15 protein-coding genes are annotated in these 18,222 nt (G+C 66.2%); all 15 read left to right on the top strand.

Annotated features, from left to right (window positions below):
* Positions 1–30: 30 nt before the first annotated feature.
* Positions 31–1,317, top strand: coding sequence for a histidine--tRNA ligase (gene hisS, locus LK409_RS12400; RefSeq protein WP_010926751.1), 1,287 nt, complete (start codon positions 31–33; stop codon positions 1,315–1,317).
* Position 1,318: 1 nt separating this feature from the next.
* Complete coding sequence (locus tag LK409_RS12395) at positions 1,319–1,957, top strand: YfgM family protein (protein ID WP_010928768.1); 639 nt, start codon at positions 1,319–1,321, stop codon at positions 1,955–1,957.
* Between the two features lie 2 nt (positions 1,958–1,959).
* Positions 1,960–3,120: an outer membrane protein assembly factor BamB gene (bamB, locus tag LK409_RS12390; RefSeq protein ID WP_003810701.1), complete on the top strand. Its 1,161-nt coding sequence runs from the start codon at positions 1,960–1,962 to the stop codon at positions 3,118–3,120.
* 26 nt (positions 3,121–3,146) lie between these two features.
* Positions 3,147–4,502 (top strand): ribosome biogenesis GTPase Der, encoded by a 1,356-nt coding sequence (gene der / locus LK409_RS12385; protein WP_003810703.1) that lies wholly within the window; start codon positions 3,147–3,149, stop codon positions 4,500–4,502.
* Positions 4,503–4,505: 3 nt separating this feature from the next.
* Complete coding sequence (gene hisC, locus LK409_RS12380; RefSeq protein WP_003810705.1) at positions 4,506–5,576, top strand: histidinol-phosphate transaminase; 1,071 nt, start codon at positions 4,506–4,508, stop codon at positions 5,574–5,576.
* A gap of 137 nt (positions 5,577–5,713) precedes the next feature.
* Complete coding sequence (hfq, locus tag LK409_RS12375; RefSeq protein ID WP_003810707.1) at positions 5,714–5,950, top strand: RNA chaperone Hfq; 237 nt, start codon at positions 5,714–5,716, stop codon at positions 5,948–5,950.
* 87 nt (positions 5,951–6,037) lie between these two features.
* Complete coding sequence (gene hflX / locus LK409_RS12370) at positions 6,038–7,144, top strand: GTPase HflX (RefSeq protein WP_033447752.1); 1,107 nt, start codon at positions 6,038–6,040, stop codon at positions 7,142–7,144.
* On the top strand, positions 7,110–8,414 hold the full coding sequence (hflK, locus tag LK409_RS12365) for an FtsH protease activity modulator HflK (protein ID WP_010928767.1): 1,305 nt from the start codon (positions 7,110–7,112) through the stop codon (positions 8,412–8,414). Before hflX ends, hflK begins: the two co-directional genes overlap by 35 nt.
* Before the next feature lie 18 nt (positions 8,415–8,432).
* On the top strand, positions 8,433–9,332 hold the full coding sequence (hflC, locus tag LK409_RS12360) for a protease modulator HflC (RefSeq protein ID WP_003810713.1): 900 nt from the start codon (positions 8,433–8,435) through the stop codon (positions 9,330–9,332).
* Between the two features lie 183 nt (positions 9,333–9,515).
* Positions 9,516–10,673, top strand: coding sequence for an ATP phosphoribosyltransferase regulatory subunit (locus LK409_RS12355; protein WP_003810715.1), 1,158 nt, complete (start codon positions 9,516–9,518; stop codon positions 10,671–10,673).
* A 76-nt stretch (positions 10,674–10,749) separates the two neighbouring features.
* The gene (locus LK409_RS12350; protein WP_033471197.1) at positions 10,750–12,045 is read left to right on the top strand and encodes an adenylosuccinate synthase; all 1,296 of its coding nucleotides are present in this window, start codon (positions 10,750–10,752) and stop codon (positions 12,043–12,045) included.
* A 113-nt stretch (positions 12,046–12,158) separates the two neighbouring features.
* Positions 12,159–12,698, top strand: a complete 540-nt coding sequence (locus LK409_RS12345; protein ID WP_041937239.1) for a phosphoribosyltransferase — start codon at positions 12,159–12,161, stop codon at positions 12,696–12,698.
* A 279-nt stretch (positions 12,699–12,977) separates the two neighbouring features.
* Positions 12,978–13,190, top strand: a complete 213-nt coding sequence (gene rpsU / locus LK409_RS12340; protein WP_006218592.1) for a 30S ribosomal protein S21 — start codon at positions 12,978–12,980, stop codon at positions 13,188–13,190.
* Positions 13,191–13,209: 19 nt separating this feature from the next.
* Entirely contained in the window at positions 13,210–15,261 is a 2,052-nt protein-coding gene (gene dnaG / locus LK409_RS12335) for a DNA primase (RefSeq protein ID WP_010928765.1), read from the top strand.
* Between the two features lie 678 nt (positions 15,262–15,939).
* Positions 15,940–18,222 (top strand): RNA polymerase sigma factor RpoD, encoded by a 2,283-nt coding sequence (gene rpoD / locus LK409_RS12330; RefSeq protein ID WP_010928764.1) that lies wholly within the window; start codon positions 15,940–15,942, stop codon positions 18,220–18,222.

Genomic DNA, 18,222 nt, shown 5'->3' with positions numbered 1-18,222 from the left:
TTCGATGCGGGTGTGGTGGGCATGACGAAGATGACGCAAGTTTTCCAGAAAGTCTCCGCCATCCGGGGCATGAACGACGTGCTGCCCGGGCCCAGCGCCCGCTGGGAAAAATTCGAAGAAATCGTGCGTGGCTGGCTGCGCAGCTACGGTTATCGCAATGTGCGCACGCCGGTGCTCGAGCACACCAGGCTGTTTGCCCGGGGCATCGGCGAAGTCACGGACATCGTCGAAAAAGAGATGTACACCTTCACGGACGCGCTCAACGGCGACTCGCTGACGATGCGTCCCGAGATGACCGCCGGCATCGTGCGCGCCAGCATCGAACACAACATGCTGTACGACCGGCCGCACCGGGTCTACGCGATCGGCCCCGTGTTCCGCCACGAGCGTCCGCAGCGGGGGCGCTACCGCCAGTTCCACCAGATCGACGTCGAGGCGCTGGGCTTTGCCGGCCCCGATGTCGATGCCGAAATGATCGTCATGCTGGCCCGGCTCTGGAAGCTGCTGGGCCTGCAGGACGTGCGCCTGGAGCTGAACTCGCTGGGCCAGCCGGCCGAGCGCGCCGCCCACCGCGCCGCACTGATCGAGCATCTGGAGCGCCACCAGGACATCCTCGACGAGGACGGCCGGCGCCGCATGTACAGCAACCCCTTGCGGGTGCTGGACACCAAGAACCCTGCCATGCAGGAAATGGCTGATAGCGCCCCGCGCTTGTTCGATTTCCTCGGAGAGGAATCGCGCAGCCATTTCGACGGCCTGTGCCAGCGCCTGGCCGACGCGGGTATCGAATACCGCCTCAATCCGCGCCTGGTGCGCGGGCTGGATTACTACAACCTGACCGTGTTCGAGTGGGTGACCGATCGCCTGGGCGCGCAAGGCACGGTCTGCGGGGGCGGGCGCTATGACGGCCTGGTCGAGCTGCTGGGCGGCAAGCCGGCGCCGGCGGTGGGCTTCGCCATCGGCATGGAGCGCCTGCTCGACCTCTGGGAGCAAAGCGTCGAGATCGAACAGCCGGCCGAGTGCGAGGTCTACATCGTGCACCAGGGCGAGGAAGGCCAGCGGCTGGCGGCCCGGGTGGGCGAACAGCTGCGCGACGCCGGCCTGGATGTCATCGTGCACGCGGGCGCGGCCGGCTTCAAGGCGCAATTCAAGCGCGCCGACGCCAGCGGCGCGCGTATTGCGGTTATTCTTGGCGGCGACGAAGTGGCCAGCCGCACCGCCAGCATCAAGCACTTGCGCGGGCCGGTCGGCGCCGACGCGGCGCAGCAGCAGGTGCCGCTGGCGCAGTTGGCCGATGTTTTGAAATCCAAGGGTTAGCATGGCATACGATCTCGAAGAACAGGAAAAACTCGACGCAATCCGGGCCTGGTGGGCGCGTTACGGCACGCTGATCCTGACGCTGGCCACGCTGGTGGTGCTGGCATGGGGCGGCTGGTCGGGCTGGAAGGCCTACCAGAACTACCGCGCCAACCAGGCCATGGGCTATTTCGAGGCGCTCGAGGACGCCGCCCGCCTGGGCGGCGCCGATGCCGCCACGCGCATCAAGGCCGCGGCCGCCACGCTGCGCACCGACTATCCGGCCACCGGCTACGCCGGCCGCGGCGCGTTGATCGCGGCCCAGGCGCTGCAGAGCCAGCAGGACGTCGACGGCGCGCGCGAGCAGCTCGAATGGCTGGCCGCGCAGGCCAAGCAGCCGGCCCTGCAGCCGGTGGCCCGCTTGCGCCTGGCCGGCATCCTGCTGGACCAGAAGCAATACGACGCTGCGCTTGCGCAGCTGAACAACCCGCCGGCTTCCTTCGCGGCCTTGTTCGCCGACCGGCGCGGCGACGTGCTGGCCGCGCAAGGCAAGCGCGATGACGCGCGCGCGGCGTGGCAGAGCGCGATCGACGGGCTGGGAACCAGCAACCCGTTGACGCAGGTCGTGCAACTGAAACTCGATGCCTTGAGCGGAGCCTGATCTTGATGCGTAATTCCCGCCCCGGCCGCGCATGGCGCGGCGCCGTCGTGCTGACGGGCCTGCTGGCCCTGAGCGGCTGCTCGATGTTCTCCAGCGACGACGATCGCTACAAACCGGCCGAGCTCACGCAATATGCGCCCGGCATGTCGGTGCGCACCGCCTGGACGGCCTCGGTCGGCAGCGGCTCGGGCCTGGGCTTCGCGCCCACGGTGCTGGGCGAGTCGATCTACGCCGCCACGCCCGACGGGTCGGTCGGCAAGTTCGACCTGCTCAGCGGCCGGGCCATCTGGAAGTCCTCGGCCGACGCCAAGCTGTCGGCGGGCGCCGGCAGCGACGGCCAGACCACCGCGGTGGCCACGCCCGACGGCGAGGTCATTGCCTTCGACGATACGGGCAAGATCAAATGGCGCGCCCGCGCCACCAGCGACGTCGCCATCCCGCCGGTGGTCGGCTATGGAGTGGTCGTGGTGCGCAGCGGCGATTACCGCATCCAGGCCTTCAACGCCGAGAACGGCGAGCGCATGTGGAGCATGCAGCGGCCGGGTCCGGCGCTGGCGCTGCGCAGCGCCGCGCAGATGGTGCTGGCCGAAGGCCTGGTCATCAGCGGCCTGCCGGGCGGCAAGCTGCTGGCCATCAACAGCGCCACCGGCAACGTCCAATGGGAAGGCACGGTGGCCACGCCGCGCGGCGCCAGCGACCTGGAGCGCCTGACCGACGTGGTGGGCGCGCCGCGCATCGCCGGCCGCCTGATGTGCGCGGTCGCCTACCAGGGCCGTATCGTGTGCTTCGACGTATCGGCGGGCGGACGCCCCATCTGGGCCAAGGATTTCTCCAGCGCCAGCGGCATGGTCATCGACGACCGCTTCGCCTACGCGCCCGACCAGGGCAGCGTGGTCAGCGCCTTCGCGCTGGACAGCGGCAACAATGTCTGGAAACAGGCCGAGTTGAAGAATCGCCTGCTGACCGCGCCGGCCTTGCTCGGCGAGGCCGTGGCGGTGGGCGATTTCGAAGGCTATGTCCATTTCCTGTCGCGTAGCGACGGCCGCCTGCTGGCGCGGCTGTCGGTGGGTGGGGGCGCCATCGTCTCGCCGCCGCAGACCACCTCCCAGGGCGTGCTGGTGCAAACCGGCAATGGCAGCCTGGTGATGGTTCGCGCCAACTGAACTTTTCCTATAGCAAGCCTCATACCGTGTCTTTCAAGCCTGTCGTTGCCCTGGTCGGCCGTCCCAATGTGGGCAAGTCGACCCTCTTCAACCGCCTGACGCGCTCTCGCGCGGCGCTGGTGGCCGATTTCTCCGGCCTGACCCGCGACCGCCACTACGGCGAGGGCAGGGTGGGCGACACGCCCTTCCTGGTGATCGACACGGGCGGCTTCGAACCGGTCGCCAAGGACGGCATCCTGGCCGAGATGGCGCGCCAGACGCGCCAGGCCATCGCCGAAGCCGATGTGGTGGTGTTCCTGGTCGATGCGCGGGCGGGCGTCAATGCGCACGACCACGAGATCGCGCGCCTGCTGCGCAAATCCGGCCAGCAGCGCGTGCTGCTGGCGGTCAACAAGGCCGAAGGCATGGGCGTGGGCAATGCCACCGGCGATTTCCACGAGCTGGGCCTGGGCGAGCCGCATCCGATTTCGGCCGCGCACGGCGACGGCATCGTCGACCTGATCGAGATCGCCTTGAGCGGCCTGGTCGCGCCGCCGGCCGACACCGGCGAGCAGCTCGAGCAGGATGTCGTCGACCACCGCATCAAGCTGGCCATCGTCGGCCGGCCCAACGTGGGCAAGTCCACCCTGATCAATACGCTGCTGGGCGAAGAGCGCGTGATCGCCTTCGACATGCCCGGCACCACGCGCGACGCGATCGAGATCGACTTCGAGCGCGACGGCAGGAAGTACACCCTGATCGACACCGCCGGCCTGCGCAAGCGCGGCAAGGTGTTCGAGGCGATCGAGAAGTTCTCGGTCATCAAGACGCTGCAGGCCATCGAGGCCAGCAACGTGGTGCTGCTGATGATCGACGCGCAGGCCGAAGTGTCCGAGCAGGACGCCCACATCGCCGGCTTCGTGCTGGAGACCGGCCGCGCCGTGGTGGTGGCCATCAACAAATGGGACGGCCTGGACAGTGACCAGCGCGAGCGCATCGAGCGGGAGTTCCAGCGCAAGCTGCGCTTCCTCGGCTTTGCGCGCATGCACACCATTTCGGCGCTCAAGGGGCAGGGCGTCAAGCCCTTGCTGAAGTCCGTCAACGCCGCGCACGCGGCGGCTTTCGCCAAACTGTCCACGCCGCGGCTGACGCGCGAATTGCAGGCCGCCGTCGAGCAGCAGCCGCCGCCGCGCAAGGGTATTTTCCGGCCCAAGATGCGCTACGCGCACCAGGGCGGACAGAACCCGCCCCTGATCGTGATCCATGGCAACGCGCTGGACGCGGTGCCCGATTCGTACCGCCGCTATCTGGAGACGCGCTTTCGCAATGCCTTCGACCTGGCCGGTACGCCGCTGCGCATCGAGTTCAAGTCGTCGCGCAACCCCTACGTCCAGGAAAACTGATCCATGAGCCGCTACTGGAGTCCCGTGGTCGGGACGCTCAGTCCCTATGTTCCAGGCGAGCAGCCCAAGCTGCCGGACCTGATCAAGCTGAATACCAACGAGAACCCGTACGGGCCGTCGCCCAAGGCGCTGCAGGCCATTGCCGCGGCGGCCGGCGACACGCTCAGGCTGTATCCGGATCCGGCCTCGGACGACCTGCGCGGCGCGATTGCCGCGGCCGTCGGGGTGCAGGCCGACCAGGTATTCGTGGGCAATGGTTCGGACGAGGTGCTGGCGCACGTCTTCATGGCGCTGTTCAGGCACGGCCGGCCGGTGCGTTTCCCGGATATCAGCTACAGCTTTTATCCCGTCTACTGCGGCCTGTACGAGATTCCCTATCAGGTCGTGCCGCTGACCGATGACTTCCGCATCGATCCGGCCGACTACCAGCCCGGTGGCCAGGCCGCGGGCGGGATCATCTTTCCCAATCCCAATGCCCCGACCGGCCGCGCCCTGGCGCGCGACGAGGTCGAGCGCATCGTGACCGCCAACCCCGATACCGTCGTGGTGGTGGACGAGGCCTATGTCGACTTCGGCGCCGAGTCGGTCGCGCCGCTGGTCGATCGCCACGACAACCTGCTGGTGGTCCAGACCTTGTCCAAGTCGCGCTCGCTTGCCGGCCTGCGAGTCGGTTTCGCGCTGGGCAGCCGGGCGCTTATCGACGGCCTGGAGCGGGTCAAGAACAGCTTCAATTCCTACCCCATAGACCGGCTGGCGTCGGCGGGCGCGCAGGCCGCCATGCAGGACCAGGCGTATTTCGACCGGACGCGCCAGGCCGTGATGGCCACGCGCGAGCGCATGAGCGCCGATCTGCGGGCGCTGGGTTTCGACGTGCTGCCTTCGGCGGCCAATTTCGTGTTCGCGCGGCACCCGGAGCATGATGCGGCGCAGCTGGCCGCCCGGCTGCGCGAGCGCAGCATCCTGGTGCGCCACTTCCGGCAGGCCCGTATCGATCAATTCCTGCGTATCACGGTGGGTACGGACGCCCAATGCGAGGCATTGATCGGCGCGCTGAAGAAAATTTTTTCGTCGTGACGCGCACTGGGGAATTTCCTGAAAACTCTGGTGTCATATTTGCGTATATCGCAAGTGGCACCGCCCGGGAAAACCCTGTAAGTACTGATTTCGGCGCACTGTGCCGTCACTTAAAACAAACAAATGGAGCCTGGCCAATGAGCAATAAAGGGCAAACTTTGCAAGATCCGTTTCTGAACACGCTGCGCAAGGAACACGTGCCCGTGTCCATCTACCTGGTAAACGGCATCAAGCTTCAGGGGCAGATCGAATCGTTCGACCAGTATGTCGTGCTGCTGCGCAATACCGTGACCCAGATGGTGTACAAGCATGCCATCTCCACCGTGGTGCCGGCGCGCGCCGTCAATTTCCAGGTGGAAGTTCCCGCTGAATAATCGCCTCGCTCCAGCATTACCCTTGATTGCCCGCCGCGCGGCCAGCGCCGGCGGGCATTTTCGCTTTGGCTCCAAAATGGTGCATGTATGCGCGCACTGATCATCAGCGTCGATCTCGGCAATCCTGACTACCCGGCCCACGCCGAGGAGTTCGCCATGCTGGCCAAGGGCGCCGGCGCCGAGATCGTCGGCACGCTGACGGCGCGGCGCGACCGGCCCGACGCCAAGTTCTTCATCGGTTCAGGCAAGGTCGAGGAGGGCGTGGCGATGGCCGGCGCGCTGCTGGCCGACATCATCCTGTTCGACCAGCCGCTGTCGCCGGCGCAGCAGCGCAACCTCGAGCGCGAATTCAACCTGCGCGTGGTCGATCGCGTGGCATTGATCCTGGATATCTTCGCGCTGCGCGCCAAGAGCCACGAAGGCAAGCTGCAGGTCGAGCTGGCCCAGCTGCAGCACCTGGCCACGCGCCTGACGCGCATGTGGAGCCACCTGGAGCGGCAGCGCGGCGGTATCGGCATGCGCGGCCCGGGCGAGGCGCAGCTCGAAATGGACCGCCGCATGATCGGCGCCAAGGTCAAGGTGCTGCGCGAGCGCCTGGATCGGGTCGAGCGCCAGCGGGTCACGCAGCGCCGGGCGCGGGCGCGCGGCGGCGCGCTGTCGGTCTCGCTGGTGGGCTATACCAACGCCGGCAAGTCCACGCTGTTCAACGCCATGACGCGCGCCGGCGCCTATGCCGCAGACCAGCTGTTCGCCACCCTCGATACCACCACGCGGCGCATCTGGATCGACGGCGCCGGGTCGGTGGTGCTGTCGGACACGGTCGGGTTCATCCGCGACCTGCCTCACAACCTGATCGCGGCATTCCGTGCCACGCTCGAGGAAACCGTGCATGCCGACCTGTTGCTGCACGTGGTCGACGCGGCCAGCGCGCAGCGCGACGAGCAGATCGCCGAGGTCGACAAAGTGCTGGCCGAGATCGGCGCGGCGCAGATTCCGACCATTCTGGTATACAACAAGATCGACCGCGCGGGCCTGGAGCCACGGGTCGACCGCGACGCCCATGGTACGATTGCGCGAGTATTCGTAAGCGCTACCGAGCGCGCCGGTCTGGATGCGTTGCGCGGGGCAATTGCAGAGATCGGCCAGATTGTGGGAAACAATGTCTCGAATCACCAAACTCTTCAATCTGAATGACCCCGGCTGGGGCCGTGGCAACAATAACGGCAACGGCTCCGAGCCGCCGCGACGTCCACAGGGCGGCGGCGACGGTCCGCCCGATCTCGACGAGGTCTGGCGCGACTTCAACAATCGCATAGGCGCATTGTTCGGCCGCAAGGGCGGAGGGGGCAACAATCGCCCCAACAACCGCGGCGGCATGACGCCGCCTTCGCCGCGCGGCGCCCGCATCGGCCTGGGCATCATCGCCCTGGTGCTGGTGCTGCTGTGGCTGGCCAGCGGATTCTTCATCGTCCAGGAAGGCCAGGTCGCGGTCGTCACCCAGTTCGGCAAGTACAAGAGCACCGCGCCGGCGGGCTTCCAGTGGCGCATGCCTTACCCGATCCAGAACCACGAAATGGTCAACGTGTCGCAGCTGCGCACGTTCGAGGTGGGCTTTCGCGGCGGTTCGCGCAACAAGGTGCTGCCCGAGGCCTTGATGCTGACCACCGACGAGAACATCGTCGACATGCAATTCGTGGTGCAGTACCGCCTGCGCGCCGACGGCGCGCCCGACTACCTGTTCAAGATGCGCGACCCGGACGAATCCGTGCGCCAGGCGGCGGAGACCGCCATGCGCGAAATCGTCGGCAAGAAGCCGATGGACTTCGTGCTCTATGAAGGCCGTACCGAAGTCGCCGCCGAAGTGCAGAATCTCATGCAGCAGATCCTGGACCGCTACAGCGCCGGCATCCAGATCAGCACGGTCGCCATCCAGAACGTCCAGCCGCCCGAACAGGTGCAGGCCGCGTTCGACGACGCCGTCAAGGCGGGCCAGGACCGCGAGCGCCAGATCAACGAAGGCCAGGCGTACGCCAACCAGGTCGTGCCGCTGGCCAGCGGCCAGGCCTCGCGCATGATCGAGCAGGCCGAGGGCTACAAGGCCAAGGTGATCGGCGATGCGCAGGGTAATGCCTCGCGCTTCTCGTCCATCCTCAACGAGTACGAGAAGGCGCCCCAGGTCATGCGTGAACGCCTGTACCTGGAAACCATGCAGGAAGTCTTCACGCGCGCCAGCAAGGTCATGGTCGATACCAAGGGCGGCAACAACATGTTGTACCTGCCGCTGGACAAGATCATGCAGCAGGCCGCGCAAGACGCCGGCAAGCCGACCTCCTCCAGCCTGGGCCTGCCCGGCGCGAACCAGCCGGCGATTCCGCAGGCGCCGGCGCGCGGTTCGGCCAGCGGCCAGTCTTCATCCGGCAGCAGCACCAGCAACACGCTGCCTCGCGACCGCATGTCGCGCTAACCCGGAGGAGTCCCCAACATGCAACGTCTCATGCCCATCCTGGTCGGACTGCTCGTCGTCCTGGCCGTCCTGTCTTCATGCGTCTTCGTGGTCCGCGAGCGCGACTACGCCCTGGTGTTCTCGTTGGGCGAGGTGCGCCAGGTCATCAGCGAGCCGGGCCTGTATTTCAAGGCGCCGCCGCCGTTCCAGAACGTCGTCACGCTGGACAAGCGCATCCTCACCATCGAGTCCAGCGATGCCGAGCGCATCCAGACCTCCGAGAAGAAGAACCTGCTGATCGACTCGTACGTCAAGTGGCGCATCGCCGATCCGCGCCTGTACTACGTGACCTTCGGCGGCAACGAGCGCGCCGCCCAGGAGCGCCTGCAGGCGCAGATCCGCGACGCGCTGAACGCGGCGGTCAACGTGCGCACGGTCAAGGACGTGGTGTCGGCCGAGCGTGACAAGGTCATGGCCGAAATCCTCACCAACGTCGCCAAGCGCGCCGAGCCGCTGGGCGTGCAGGTGGTCGACGTGCGCCTGCGCCGCATCGAGTTCGCGCCCGAGATTTCCGAGTCGGTCTATCGCCGCATGGAAGCCGAGCGCACCCGCGTGGCCAACGAGCTGCGTTCGATCGGCGCGGCCGAAAGCGAGAAGATCCGCGCCGAGGCCGACCGCCAGCGCGAGGTCATCGTGGCCCAGGCCTATGCGCGCGCCCAGGGCATCATGGGCGAGGGCGACGCCCAGGCCGGCAGCATCTACGCCCAGGCGTTCGGCCGCAATACCGAGTTCTACACCTATTACAAGAGCCTGGAAGCCTATCGCGCCGCGTTCGGCAAAACCGGTGACGTATTGGTGGTCGATCCGACGTCGGAGTTCTTCCAGTTCTTCAAGAACCCTGGCAAGGGCGCGGCGGGCGCCCCGGCACCGGCGAATTGACGCCGGCGCGGTAAAGTAGGGCGGTTCGGGACAACCTCTAGGAACAGGGTGCCGATCCATGTACAATACCGCGTAAGCTAGAAAACATTCCGCATACGGCTGAGCGGGCTTACGCCCTCTCAGCCGTTTTTCGTTTGGGCAACGCCCGCGCATGTTCCGGGCGTGATTCAGGTATAGAAATCCATGGGTAACTGGTTGCTGCCCGAAGGCCTTGCCGATGTTCTACCGGCCGAGGCCCGGCGCATCGAGGAACTGCGTCGCGAATTGCTCGATCTCTACCGTACCTACGGTTTCGAGCTGGTCGCGCCGCCGCTGGTCGAATACATCGATTCGCTGCTGTCGAGTACCGGCAGCGATCTGAATCTGCGCACCTGCAAGCTGGTCGACCAGCTGTCCGGTCGCACCCTGGGCGTACGCGCGGATATGACCTCGCAGGTCACGCGCATCGACGCCCATCTGCTCAACCGTGCCGGCGTGACGCGCCTGTGCTACTGCGGCAGCGTCCTGCACGCGCGTCCGGCCGACCTGCTGTCGAGCCGCGAATTGCTGCAGATCGGCGCCGAAATCTACGGCCATGCCGGCTTCGAGGCCGACCTGGAAATCATCCAGCTGGTCATGGACACGCTGGCCACCGCCGGCGTGCGCAATGCCCGCCTGGACCTGTGCCATTCGGGCGTGATGCGCGCCATTTTCGACGCCGACCCGCAGGCCTCGCGCCATGCCGGCGACCTGTGCACGCTGCTGCGCGAGAAGGACGTGCCGGGGCTGGCCGAACTGGCGAGCCGTGTCGACGGGCTGGGCGAGGATACCGTGCGCGCGCTGCAGGCGCTGGCCACGCTGTATGGCGGGCCCGAGATCATCGCCCGGGCGCGGCGCGAGCTGCCGGCGGTGCCCGGCATGGCGCAGGCGCTGGACGCCCTGCAGGCCCTGGTCGATGCCATGCCTGGCGTCACGCTCAGCGTGGACCTGGCCGACGTCGGCGGATATGGCTATCACTCCGGCGTGACCTTCGCGGTGTACGGCGAAGACTGGCACGACGCGCTGGTGCGCGGCGGCCGCTACGACGATGTCAGCCGCGCTTTCGGCCGGGCCCGTCCGGCCACCGGTTTCAGTCTCGACCTGCGCAAGCTGGCGGCGGGCCTGACGCCTGCCGAGCCGGCGCGCGCCGTGCGCGCCCCTTGGGGACAAGACCCCGCCCTGACCGACGCGGTGCGTCGTTTGCGCCGGTCGGGCGAAATCGTCGTTCAGGTACTGCCCGGTCACGAGCAGGGCCTGGACGAATTCGTTTGCGATCGCGAGCTGGCGCTGCAGGATGGCGCCTGGACGGTCAGAACGCTGTGACTAACTCCCTCCCGGCAACGGGAGGGCCGCGGGGAGATTTCCGGATTTCCCGAGAAACTCGATATTGATTCGTAAAATGAGCAAGAACGTAGTTGTGATCGGCACCCAGTGGGGTGACGAGGGCAAAGGCAAGATCGTCGACTGGCTGGCCGAGTCCGTGCAGGGCGTGGTGCGCTTCCAGGGCGGCCACAATGCCGGCCACACGCTGTGGATCAACGGCAAGAAGACCATTCTTCGCCTGATCCCGTCGGGCATCATGCATGACGGCGTCACGTGCTTCATCGGCAATGGCGTGGTGCTGTCGCCCGAAGCGCTGCTCAGGGAAATCGAAGAGCTCGAGGCGGCCGGCCTGGACGTCCGTTCGCGCCTGCAGGTCTCCGAGATCTGCACGCTGATCCTGCCGTACCACGTGGCCGTCGACAAGGCGCGCGAGGCGCGCAAGGGCGAGGGCAAGATCGGCACCACCGGCCGCGGCATCGGCCCGGCCTACGAAGACAAGGTCGCGCGCCGCGCCCTGCGGGTGCAGGACCTCTTTAACCCGGCGCTGTTCGACGAGAAGCTGGCCGAGGTGCTCGATTACCACAACTTCGTGCTGACCCAGTACCTGGGCGCCGAGCCCGTGTCGGCCAACGAAGTGCGCGATCAGGCCATGGCCCTGGCGCCGGCCCTCGCGCCCATGGTGCGCGATGTCTCGAGCAACCTGTTCGTGCTCCAGCAGGAAGGCAAGAACCTGCTGTTCGAAGGCGCGCAGGGCGCGCTGCTCGACGTCGACCACGGCACCTACCCGTTCGTCACCAGCAGCAACTGTGTGGCGGGCGCGGCGTCGGCCGGCGCCGGCGTCGGTCCGCAAGCGTTGCAGTACGTGCTGGGCATCACCAAGGCCTACACGACCCGCGTCGGATCGGGGCCGTTCCCCACGGAGCTGGTCGACGAGATCGGCACGCGCCTGGCCACCATCGGCAAGGAGTTCGGTTCGGTCACCGGCCGTCCGCGCCGTTGCGGCTGGTTCGACGGCGCCGCGCTGAAGCGCTCGGTGCGCCTGAACGGCATTTCCGGCCTGTGCATCACCAAGCTGGACGTGCTCGACGGCCTGGAAACCATCCAGCTGGGCGTGGGTTATCGCGTCAACGGCGAATTCCGCGACGTGCTGCCGTACGGCGCGCACGCCGTGGCGCAGGCGCAGGCGGTGCTCGAAGAACTGCCGGGCTGGACCGAGTCCACCGTCGGCATCACCGAGTACAGCAAGCTGCCGGTCAACGCGCGCCGCTATCTCGAGCGCGTGGCCGAAGTGTGTGGCGTGCCGATCGACCTGGTGTCGACCGGGCCCGACCGCAACGAAACCATCGTGCTGCGCCACCCCTTCAAGGGGTAGGGCGCCGCGGGCCGCGCCCCGTTGTGGCGCGGCCTCGGTTATTATTCGCCAGGCCGCCGCGGGTCGTTCCGCAGGCGGCCTTGTCATTTTCTTTTGCAGGGAGATATCCGCCTATGAGCTCGCCGAGCAGTGACGATAGCCATTTGTGGGTGACCTGGGATGATTACCACCGCCTGATCGAGCGTCTGGCGCTGCAGGTGTACCAGTCCGGCTGGCAATTCGACCAGATCCTGTGCCTGGCGCGCGGCGGCGTGCGGGTCGGCGATGTGATGTCCCGGATTTTCGACGTGCCGCTGGGCATTCTGGCCACCAGCAGCTATCGCGAGGCGGCCGGCACCAAGCAGGGCGACCTGGATATCGCCCAGTTCATCACCATCACGCGCGGCACCTTGTCCGGGCGGGTGTTGCTGGTGGACGACATGGTCGATACCGGCCATACCTTCAACAAAGTGCATACCCATCTGAGCGAGCAGTTCCCCGCCATTTCCGAGTTGCGCAGCGCCGTGCTGTGGTGGAAGGGGCATTCGCAGGCCACGCCCGACTACTTTGTCGACAAATTGCCCACCAACCCGTGGATCTACCAGCCATTCGAGGACTACGACAGCCTGCGTCCGCACCAGCTTGAAGCCTGGATCCGGAAAGGCTACAAATAGAAGGCGGCCCGGCCGGGGCGCCCAGCCAGGGCCCCTCAGGGGCTGCCCCTGGGCAGAATGGCGTCAATCGTGCTAGAATCACTGGTTATCGCTAAACCGAACCTGGCGTCTTGTTTCCTGGTAATACACCAGGGGTGGCGGAAAACGCTGGTTGGGCTGTGCTACTGATGCGGCAAGTTGTCTTAGCTTGTCGCCATGGGCGCATAGCCGCGGCAGCCAAGCCAGGTTAGTGGTCAACCCGTTACCCACTTATTGCTATCCATAAAGGCCAACCACTTTATGCCTATCGTTCGACTGAAGGAAAACGAACCGTTTGAAGCCGCGCTGCGTCGCTTCAAGCGCACCATCGAGAAAACCGGCTTGCTCACCGAACTGCGTTCGCGCGAGTTCTACGAGAAGCCCACGGCCGAGCGCAAGCGCAAGCACGCCGCCGCGGTGAAGCGCCACTACAAGCGGATTCGTAGCCAGCAACTGCCCCCGCGCCTGTATTGATGCCTGATTCCCGAATCTATTGATTCCAGAATCATTCATCCAGGATTTGCTCGCCCGGGTCGACGTCGTTGACGTCGTCGGGCGATATGTGCAGCTGCGCAAGGGTGGGGCCAACCTGCTTGGCCTTTGCCCGTTTCACAACGAAAAAAGCCCGTCGTTTACTGTCAGTCCGACCAAGCAGTTCTATCACTGTTTCGGTTGCGGCGCCCACGGCAGTGCCATCACCTTCCTGATGGAGCATACGGGCGCGAGTTTCCCCGAGGCCGTACGCACGTTGGCGGCCGCCGTGGGGCTCACGGTTCCCGAAGAAAACCGCAGTCCTCGTCAGCAGGCCGAATCGGCCCGCCGCAAGGCCGAGGTGTCGCGCCATACGCAGGTGCTCGACGCCGCGCAGGCGCACTACCTGCGCCAGTTGCGCGGCTCGCCGCAAGCCATTGCCTACCTCAAGCAGCGCGGGCTGACCGGCGAGATCGCCGCCCATTTCGGGCTGGGCTGGTCGGGCACCGACCGCCATGGCCTGTCCCATGTGTTCGACAACTACGAGGATCCCGTGCTGGTGGAAGCCGGCCTGGTGATCGAGTCGGAGGACGGGCGGCGCTACGACCGCTTCCGCGAACGCGTGATGTTTCCCATCCGCAATGCGCGCGGCAGCCTGATCGGCTTTGGCGGGCGCATCATCGGCAAGGGCGAGCCCAAATACCTCAACTCGCCCGAGACCCCGCTGTTTTCCAAGGGCCATGAACTCTATGGCCTGTGGGAGGCTCGCCTGGCCATACGCCAGGAGGGCCAGGTCGTGGTGGTCGAGGGCTACATGGACGTCGTGGGGCTGGCGCAGCAGGGCATCGCCAACGCGGTGGCCACGCTGGGCACGTCGACCACGCCCGACCATGTGAAGAAGCTGCTGCGCGCCAGCGACAAGGTGATTTTCAGCTTCGACGGCGACGCCGCCGGCCGGCGTGCCGCCTGGCGGGCCCTGCAGGCCTGCCTGCCGGTGCTGCGCGACGATATCGCCATCCGCTTCCTGTTCCTGCCTGCCGAGCACGATCCGGACTCGTATGTGCGAGAGCTGGGCGCCGAAGCGTTTCGTACCCGCCTGGGCGAAGCCGTGGCGCTGTCGCGCTTTCTGCTCGACGAGCTGGCCTCGCGCCATACCATGGGCGAGGCCGAGGGGCGGGCCAGTTGCCTGCACGAGGCCAAGCCGCTGCTGGCCGCCATCCCCGAGTGCGCGCTGCGCGTGCAGATCGAACGCGAGCTGGCGCGCCTGGTGCAGCTCACGCCCGAGGAAATGGCCCAGGTGCTGGCCCAGCAACCCGCCCGGCCGCTCGCTTCGGCCGCCGCGCCGGCCCAGGCGTCCGCGCCGGCTGCTGGCCGCGAGGGCGGGCCGGGGCATGCCGACGAGGCGCCGCCGGACTGGGCGTTCGAGCCGGTGCACGACTTCGAACCCGATGCCTATTCCGTTGGCGCCGTCGACGGGGAGCCGGGCATGCCGGCCGCGGGCGGCTGGCAGGAGCGCAAGGGCAGGCAGGGCGGCGACTGGAAGGGCAAGAAGGGCGACTGGAAAGGCAAGAAGGGCGACTGGAAAGGCAAGAAGGGCGACTGGAAGGGGCGCCGCGACAATGATACGGGTGGTTACGAAGGCCGCCGTACCATGCCGTCGCTGGCCAGGCGGCTGCTGTGCCTGCTGCTGGCCCACCCCGAGCTGGTCGATACCATGGGTGACCAGCAGCTTGAAGTTATCGACCATGGCCCCCATTTAGGACTGGTAAGGGACCTGATCCTGCTGGCGCAGACCAGTGGCGCGCGCCATGTGGGCGCGCTGATGGAGGCTGCCGACCCGGATTCCGATCTCTACGTGGTGCTCAAGGGCCTGCGCGCCGATGTCCTGGCCCAGGAAGACCTGCCGCACCCGCAGACCGAATGGGACGACGCGCTGCGGCGCATGGAGTTCGACGCGGCTCGCGCCGAAATGGCGAAACTGGCCGAAAGCGGCCTGGCGACCGACGAGGCGCGCCGGCGCTACCTGGAACTGTCGAGCAGAATCATGGTCTTAAAGAATGCCGGGGCACATTAATTGCGGTAAGATCGAGGGTTTTCGCTTAAAGGCGAAATTGCGGTTTTGAGTGTTGCCCTTCGGGTGCCGCGCCGGGTGTTTTTCTGACCCGCGGAATGCGGACGGAAGTGGCGGCATCGAATTGAATATGGCACTGGCGAGCGGGCGCTTGGCGTTTGCCGCGGGTGTGCAGGGATGGACGAGTACCGGCTGACGCGCGGTGCGCAGGGTCATGGCGGGTGGCGGCATTCATGTGCCGGGCCGGCGCATGGCCTTTTGCGGTTTGCGGCGCGGCAGCCCTGAGGTCCGTCCCTGATATGTTACAAACGTATTAGCAGGAGGCAGGTTCAGCAGTCTGGCGTGGACATTGTCCCGCGGCATTGCAGTCGGGTGTTGTGTTTGGAGAGCAGCGAAGGGCAGTGCCCATTGAGCTGACCAGGCCTGTAACAGGCGAGACAACCCCGCGCGTTGCCCGGCATGCCCGCCAGGTGGCATGGCGTACCGGCGCGTCTTTGGGCCCAAGGGCCAGAAAGGACGCGCCACGGCCCGCAGGCGGGCCGGGCTGCGACACCAGCGCAGCGCGTCGTGCCGGCGAACCGGCCTTGTTTTACTCGATGTCAACGTGTTTCGTGCGATGCTCGAAAACGCGTTCATGCGGTGCAATGACCCCAATGGGTTGCGACGACCACGGAAGCGACTATGACCAAATCCACAGGCAAATCCCCCTCTGCAATCGATGCGGCAACTGCCCAATCCACGACGGCCAAGCGTGCTGCAAGCATGGCGGCGGAAAAGGCCCCTGCCAAGACTGCGGTGAAGGTCGCCAAGCCCGCTGCCAAGACGGCCGCCAAGAAGACGGCCACCAAGACGGTCGCGGCCAAGACGGCTGCCGCCGACAAGCCGGCCAAGACCACCAAGGCGCGCGCCAAGAAGGCCGAAGACAAGCTGGCCGACCTGGTCGGCGCCGCGCGTCCGGCGCCCAGCGGCCGCCGTCCCGGCCGCCCCGCGAAGAACGCCAACAACGATAGCGATGCTTTCGACGACTCCATGGACGGCGAAGGCGAAGTGCTGCCCGACCTGAAGCCGCCCAAGCGCGGCGGCAAGCGCGGCAAGGCCGATCCCAAGGATCTGATCGTCCGTGGCCCCGTCTCGCCCGAAGAATACGAAGCGCGCCGCAATCGCCTCAAGCAGCTGATCAAGCTGGGCAAGGACCGCGGCTACCTGACCTACGGCGAAATCAACGACCACCTGCCCGACGACCTGGTCGACGCCGAAGCGATCGACGGCATCATCAGCACCTTCAGCGACATGGGGATCGCGGTCTATGACCAGGCCCCCGACGCCGAAACCCTGCTGATGAGCGAGAACGCGCCGGTTGCCTCCAACGACGACGATGTCGAGGACGAGGCCGAGGCCGCCCTCACCACCGTGGACTCCGACTTCGGCCGGACCACCGACCCCGTGCGCATGTACATGCGCGAAATGGGCTCGGTCGAGCTGCTCACGCGCGAAGGCGAAATCGAAATCGCCAAGCGGATCGAGGACGGCCTCAAGCACATGGTGATGGCCATCTCGGCTTGTCCTACCACCATCAACGAAATCCTCGCCCACATCACGCGCGTGCGTGAAGGCCAGGCCCAGATCGACGAAGTGGTCGATGGCCTGGTCGACCCCGAAGACGGCGAGGAATACGCCGGCGCCGGCGTGACCGCCGACGAGGACGAAGCCGATGACGGCCCGGCCGGCGGCATGTCCAGCAAGCAGCTGGAAGACCTGCGCGTCAAGGCCCTGGCCAAGTTCGACGAGGTGAGCAAGCAGTTCGAGAAGATGCGCCAGTCCTATGAGAAGGAAGGCTATAAGTCGGACGCCTATCTCAAGGCCCAGGACATCATCCAGACCGAACTCATGGGCATCCGCTTCACGGCCAAGATGGTCGAGAAGCTGGCCGATACCCTGCGCGCCCAGGTCGAGGAAGTACGCCAGCTCGAACGCGCGGTGCTGCATACCTGCGTCGACCGCGCCGGCATGCCCCGCTCGCACTTCCTCAAGGCCTTTCCCGGCAACGAGACCAACCTGCAGTGGGTGCTGGACGAAGTCGCCGCCGCCCATGCCTACAGCGAAACCCTCGAACGCCAGATCCCGGCTGTACAGGAACTGCAGCAAAAGCTGATCGACCTGCAGACGCGCGTCGTGCTGCCGCTGAAGGACCTCAAGGACGTCAACAAGCGCATGGCCACCGGCGAAGCCAAGGCCCGCAAGGCCAAGCGCGAAATGACCGAGGCCAACCTGCGCCTGGTGATCTCCATCGCCAAGAAGTACACCAACCGTGGCCTGCAGTTCCTGGACCTGATCCAGGAAGGCAACATCGGCCTGATGAAGGCGGTGGACAAGTTCGAATACCGGCGCGGCTACAAGTTCTCGACCTACGCCACGTGGTGGATCCGCCAGGCCATTACGCGCTCCATCGCCGACCAGGCGCGCACCATCCGGATTCCGGTCCACATGATCGAAACGATCAACAAGATGAACCGGATCAGCCGTCAGATCCTGCAGGAAACCGGCGCCGAGCCGGATCCCGCGACCCTGGCGCAGAAGATGGACATGCCCGAGGACAAGATCCGCAAGATCCTGAAGATCGCCAAGGAGCCGATCTCCATGGAAACGCCCATCGGTGACGACGACGACTCGCACCTGGGCGATTTCATCGAAGACACCGCCACCCTGGCGCCTTCCGACGCGGCGCTGCACGGCTCGATGCGCGATGTGGTCAAAGAAGTGTTAGACTCGCTCACCCCGCGCGAGGCCAAGGTGCTGCGCATGCGTTTCGGCATCGAAATGAGCACCGACCAGACGCTGGAAGAGGTGGGCAAGCAGTTTGACGTCACGCGCGAGCGCATCCGTCAAATAGAGGCCAAAGCGCTGCGCAAGCTGCGCCACCCCAGCCGCGCCGACAAGCTGAAGAGCTTCCTCGAAGGGCAGTAA

This window comes from Bordetella parapertussis (assembly GCF_020735925.1).
GTDB classification, from domain to species: Bacteria; Pseudomonadota; Gammaproteobacteria; order Burkholderiales; family Burkholderiaceae_B; genus Bordetella; species Bordetella pertussis.
The sequence above is the reverse complement of the archived record's forward strand: the minus strand, read 5'-3'. Positions and strand labels throughout refer to the sequence as shown.

Bases quoted from the DNA above. Each gene is read 5' to 3' on its own strand.
- LK409_RS12345 (WP_041937239.1), top strand. From the start codon at position 12,159: ATGAGCTCGCCGAGCAGTGACGATAGCCATTTGTGGGTGACCTGGGAT.
- hflX (WP_033447752.1), top strand. From the start codon at position 6,038: ATGCGCGCACTGATCATCAGCGTCGATCTCGGCAATCCTGACTACCCG.
- LK409_RS12355 (WP_003810715.1), top strand. From the start codon at position 9,516: ATGGGTAACTGGTTGCTGCCCGAAGGCCTTGCCGATGTTCTACCGGCC.
- rpsU (WP_006218592.1), top strand. From the start codon at position 12,978: ATGCCTATCGTTCGACTGAAGGAAAACGAACCGTTTGAAGCCGCGCTG.
- hflK (WP_010928767.1), top strand. From the start codon at position 7,110: ATGTCTCGAATCACCAAACTCTTCAATCTGAATGACCCCGGCTGGGGC.
- rpoD (WP_010928764.1), top strand. From the start codon at position 15,940: ATGACCAAATCCACAGGCAAATCCCCCTCTGCAATCGATGCGGCAACT.
- hisC (WP_003810705.1), top strand. From the start codon at position 4,506: ATGAGCCGCTACTGGAGTCCCGTGGTCGGGACGCTCAGTCCCTATGTT.
- hisS (WP_010926751.1), top strand. From the start codon at position 31: ATGACGCAAGTTTTCCAGAAAGTCTCCGCCATCCGGGGCATGAACGAC.
- hfq (WP_003810707.1), top strand. From the start codon at position 5,714: ATGAGCAATAAAGGGCAAACTTTGCAAGATCCGTTTCTGAACACGCTG.
- LK409_RS12350 (WP_033471197.1), top strand. From the start codon at position 10,750: ATGAGCAAGAACGTAGTTGTGATCGGCACCCAGTGGGGTGACGAGGGC.
- LK409_RS12395 (WP_010928768.1), top strand. From the start codon at position 1,319: ATGGCATACGATCTCGAAGAACAGGAAAAACTCGACGCAATCCGGGCC.
- hflC (WP_003810713.1), top strand. From the start codon at position 8,433: ATGCAACGTCTCATGCCCATCCTGGTCGGACTGCTCGTCGTCCTGGCC.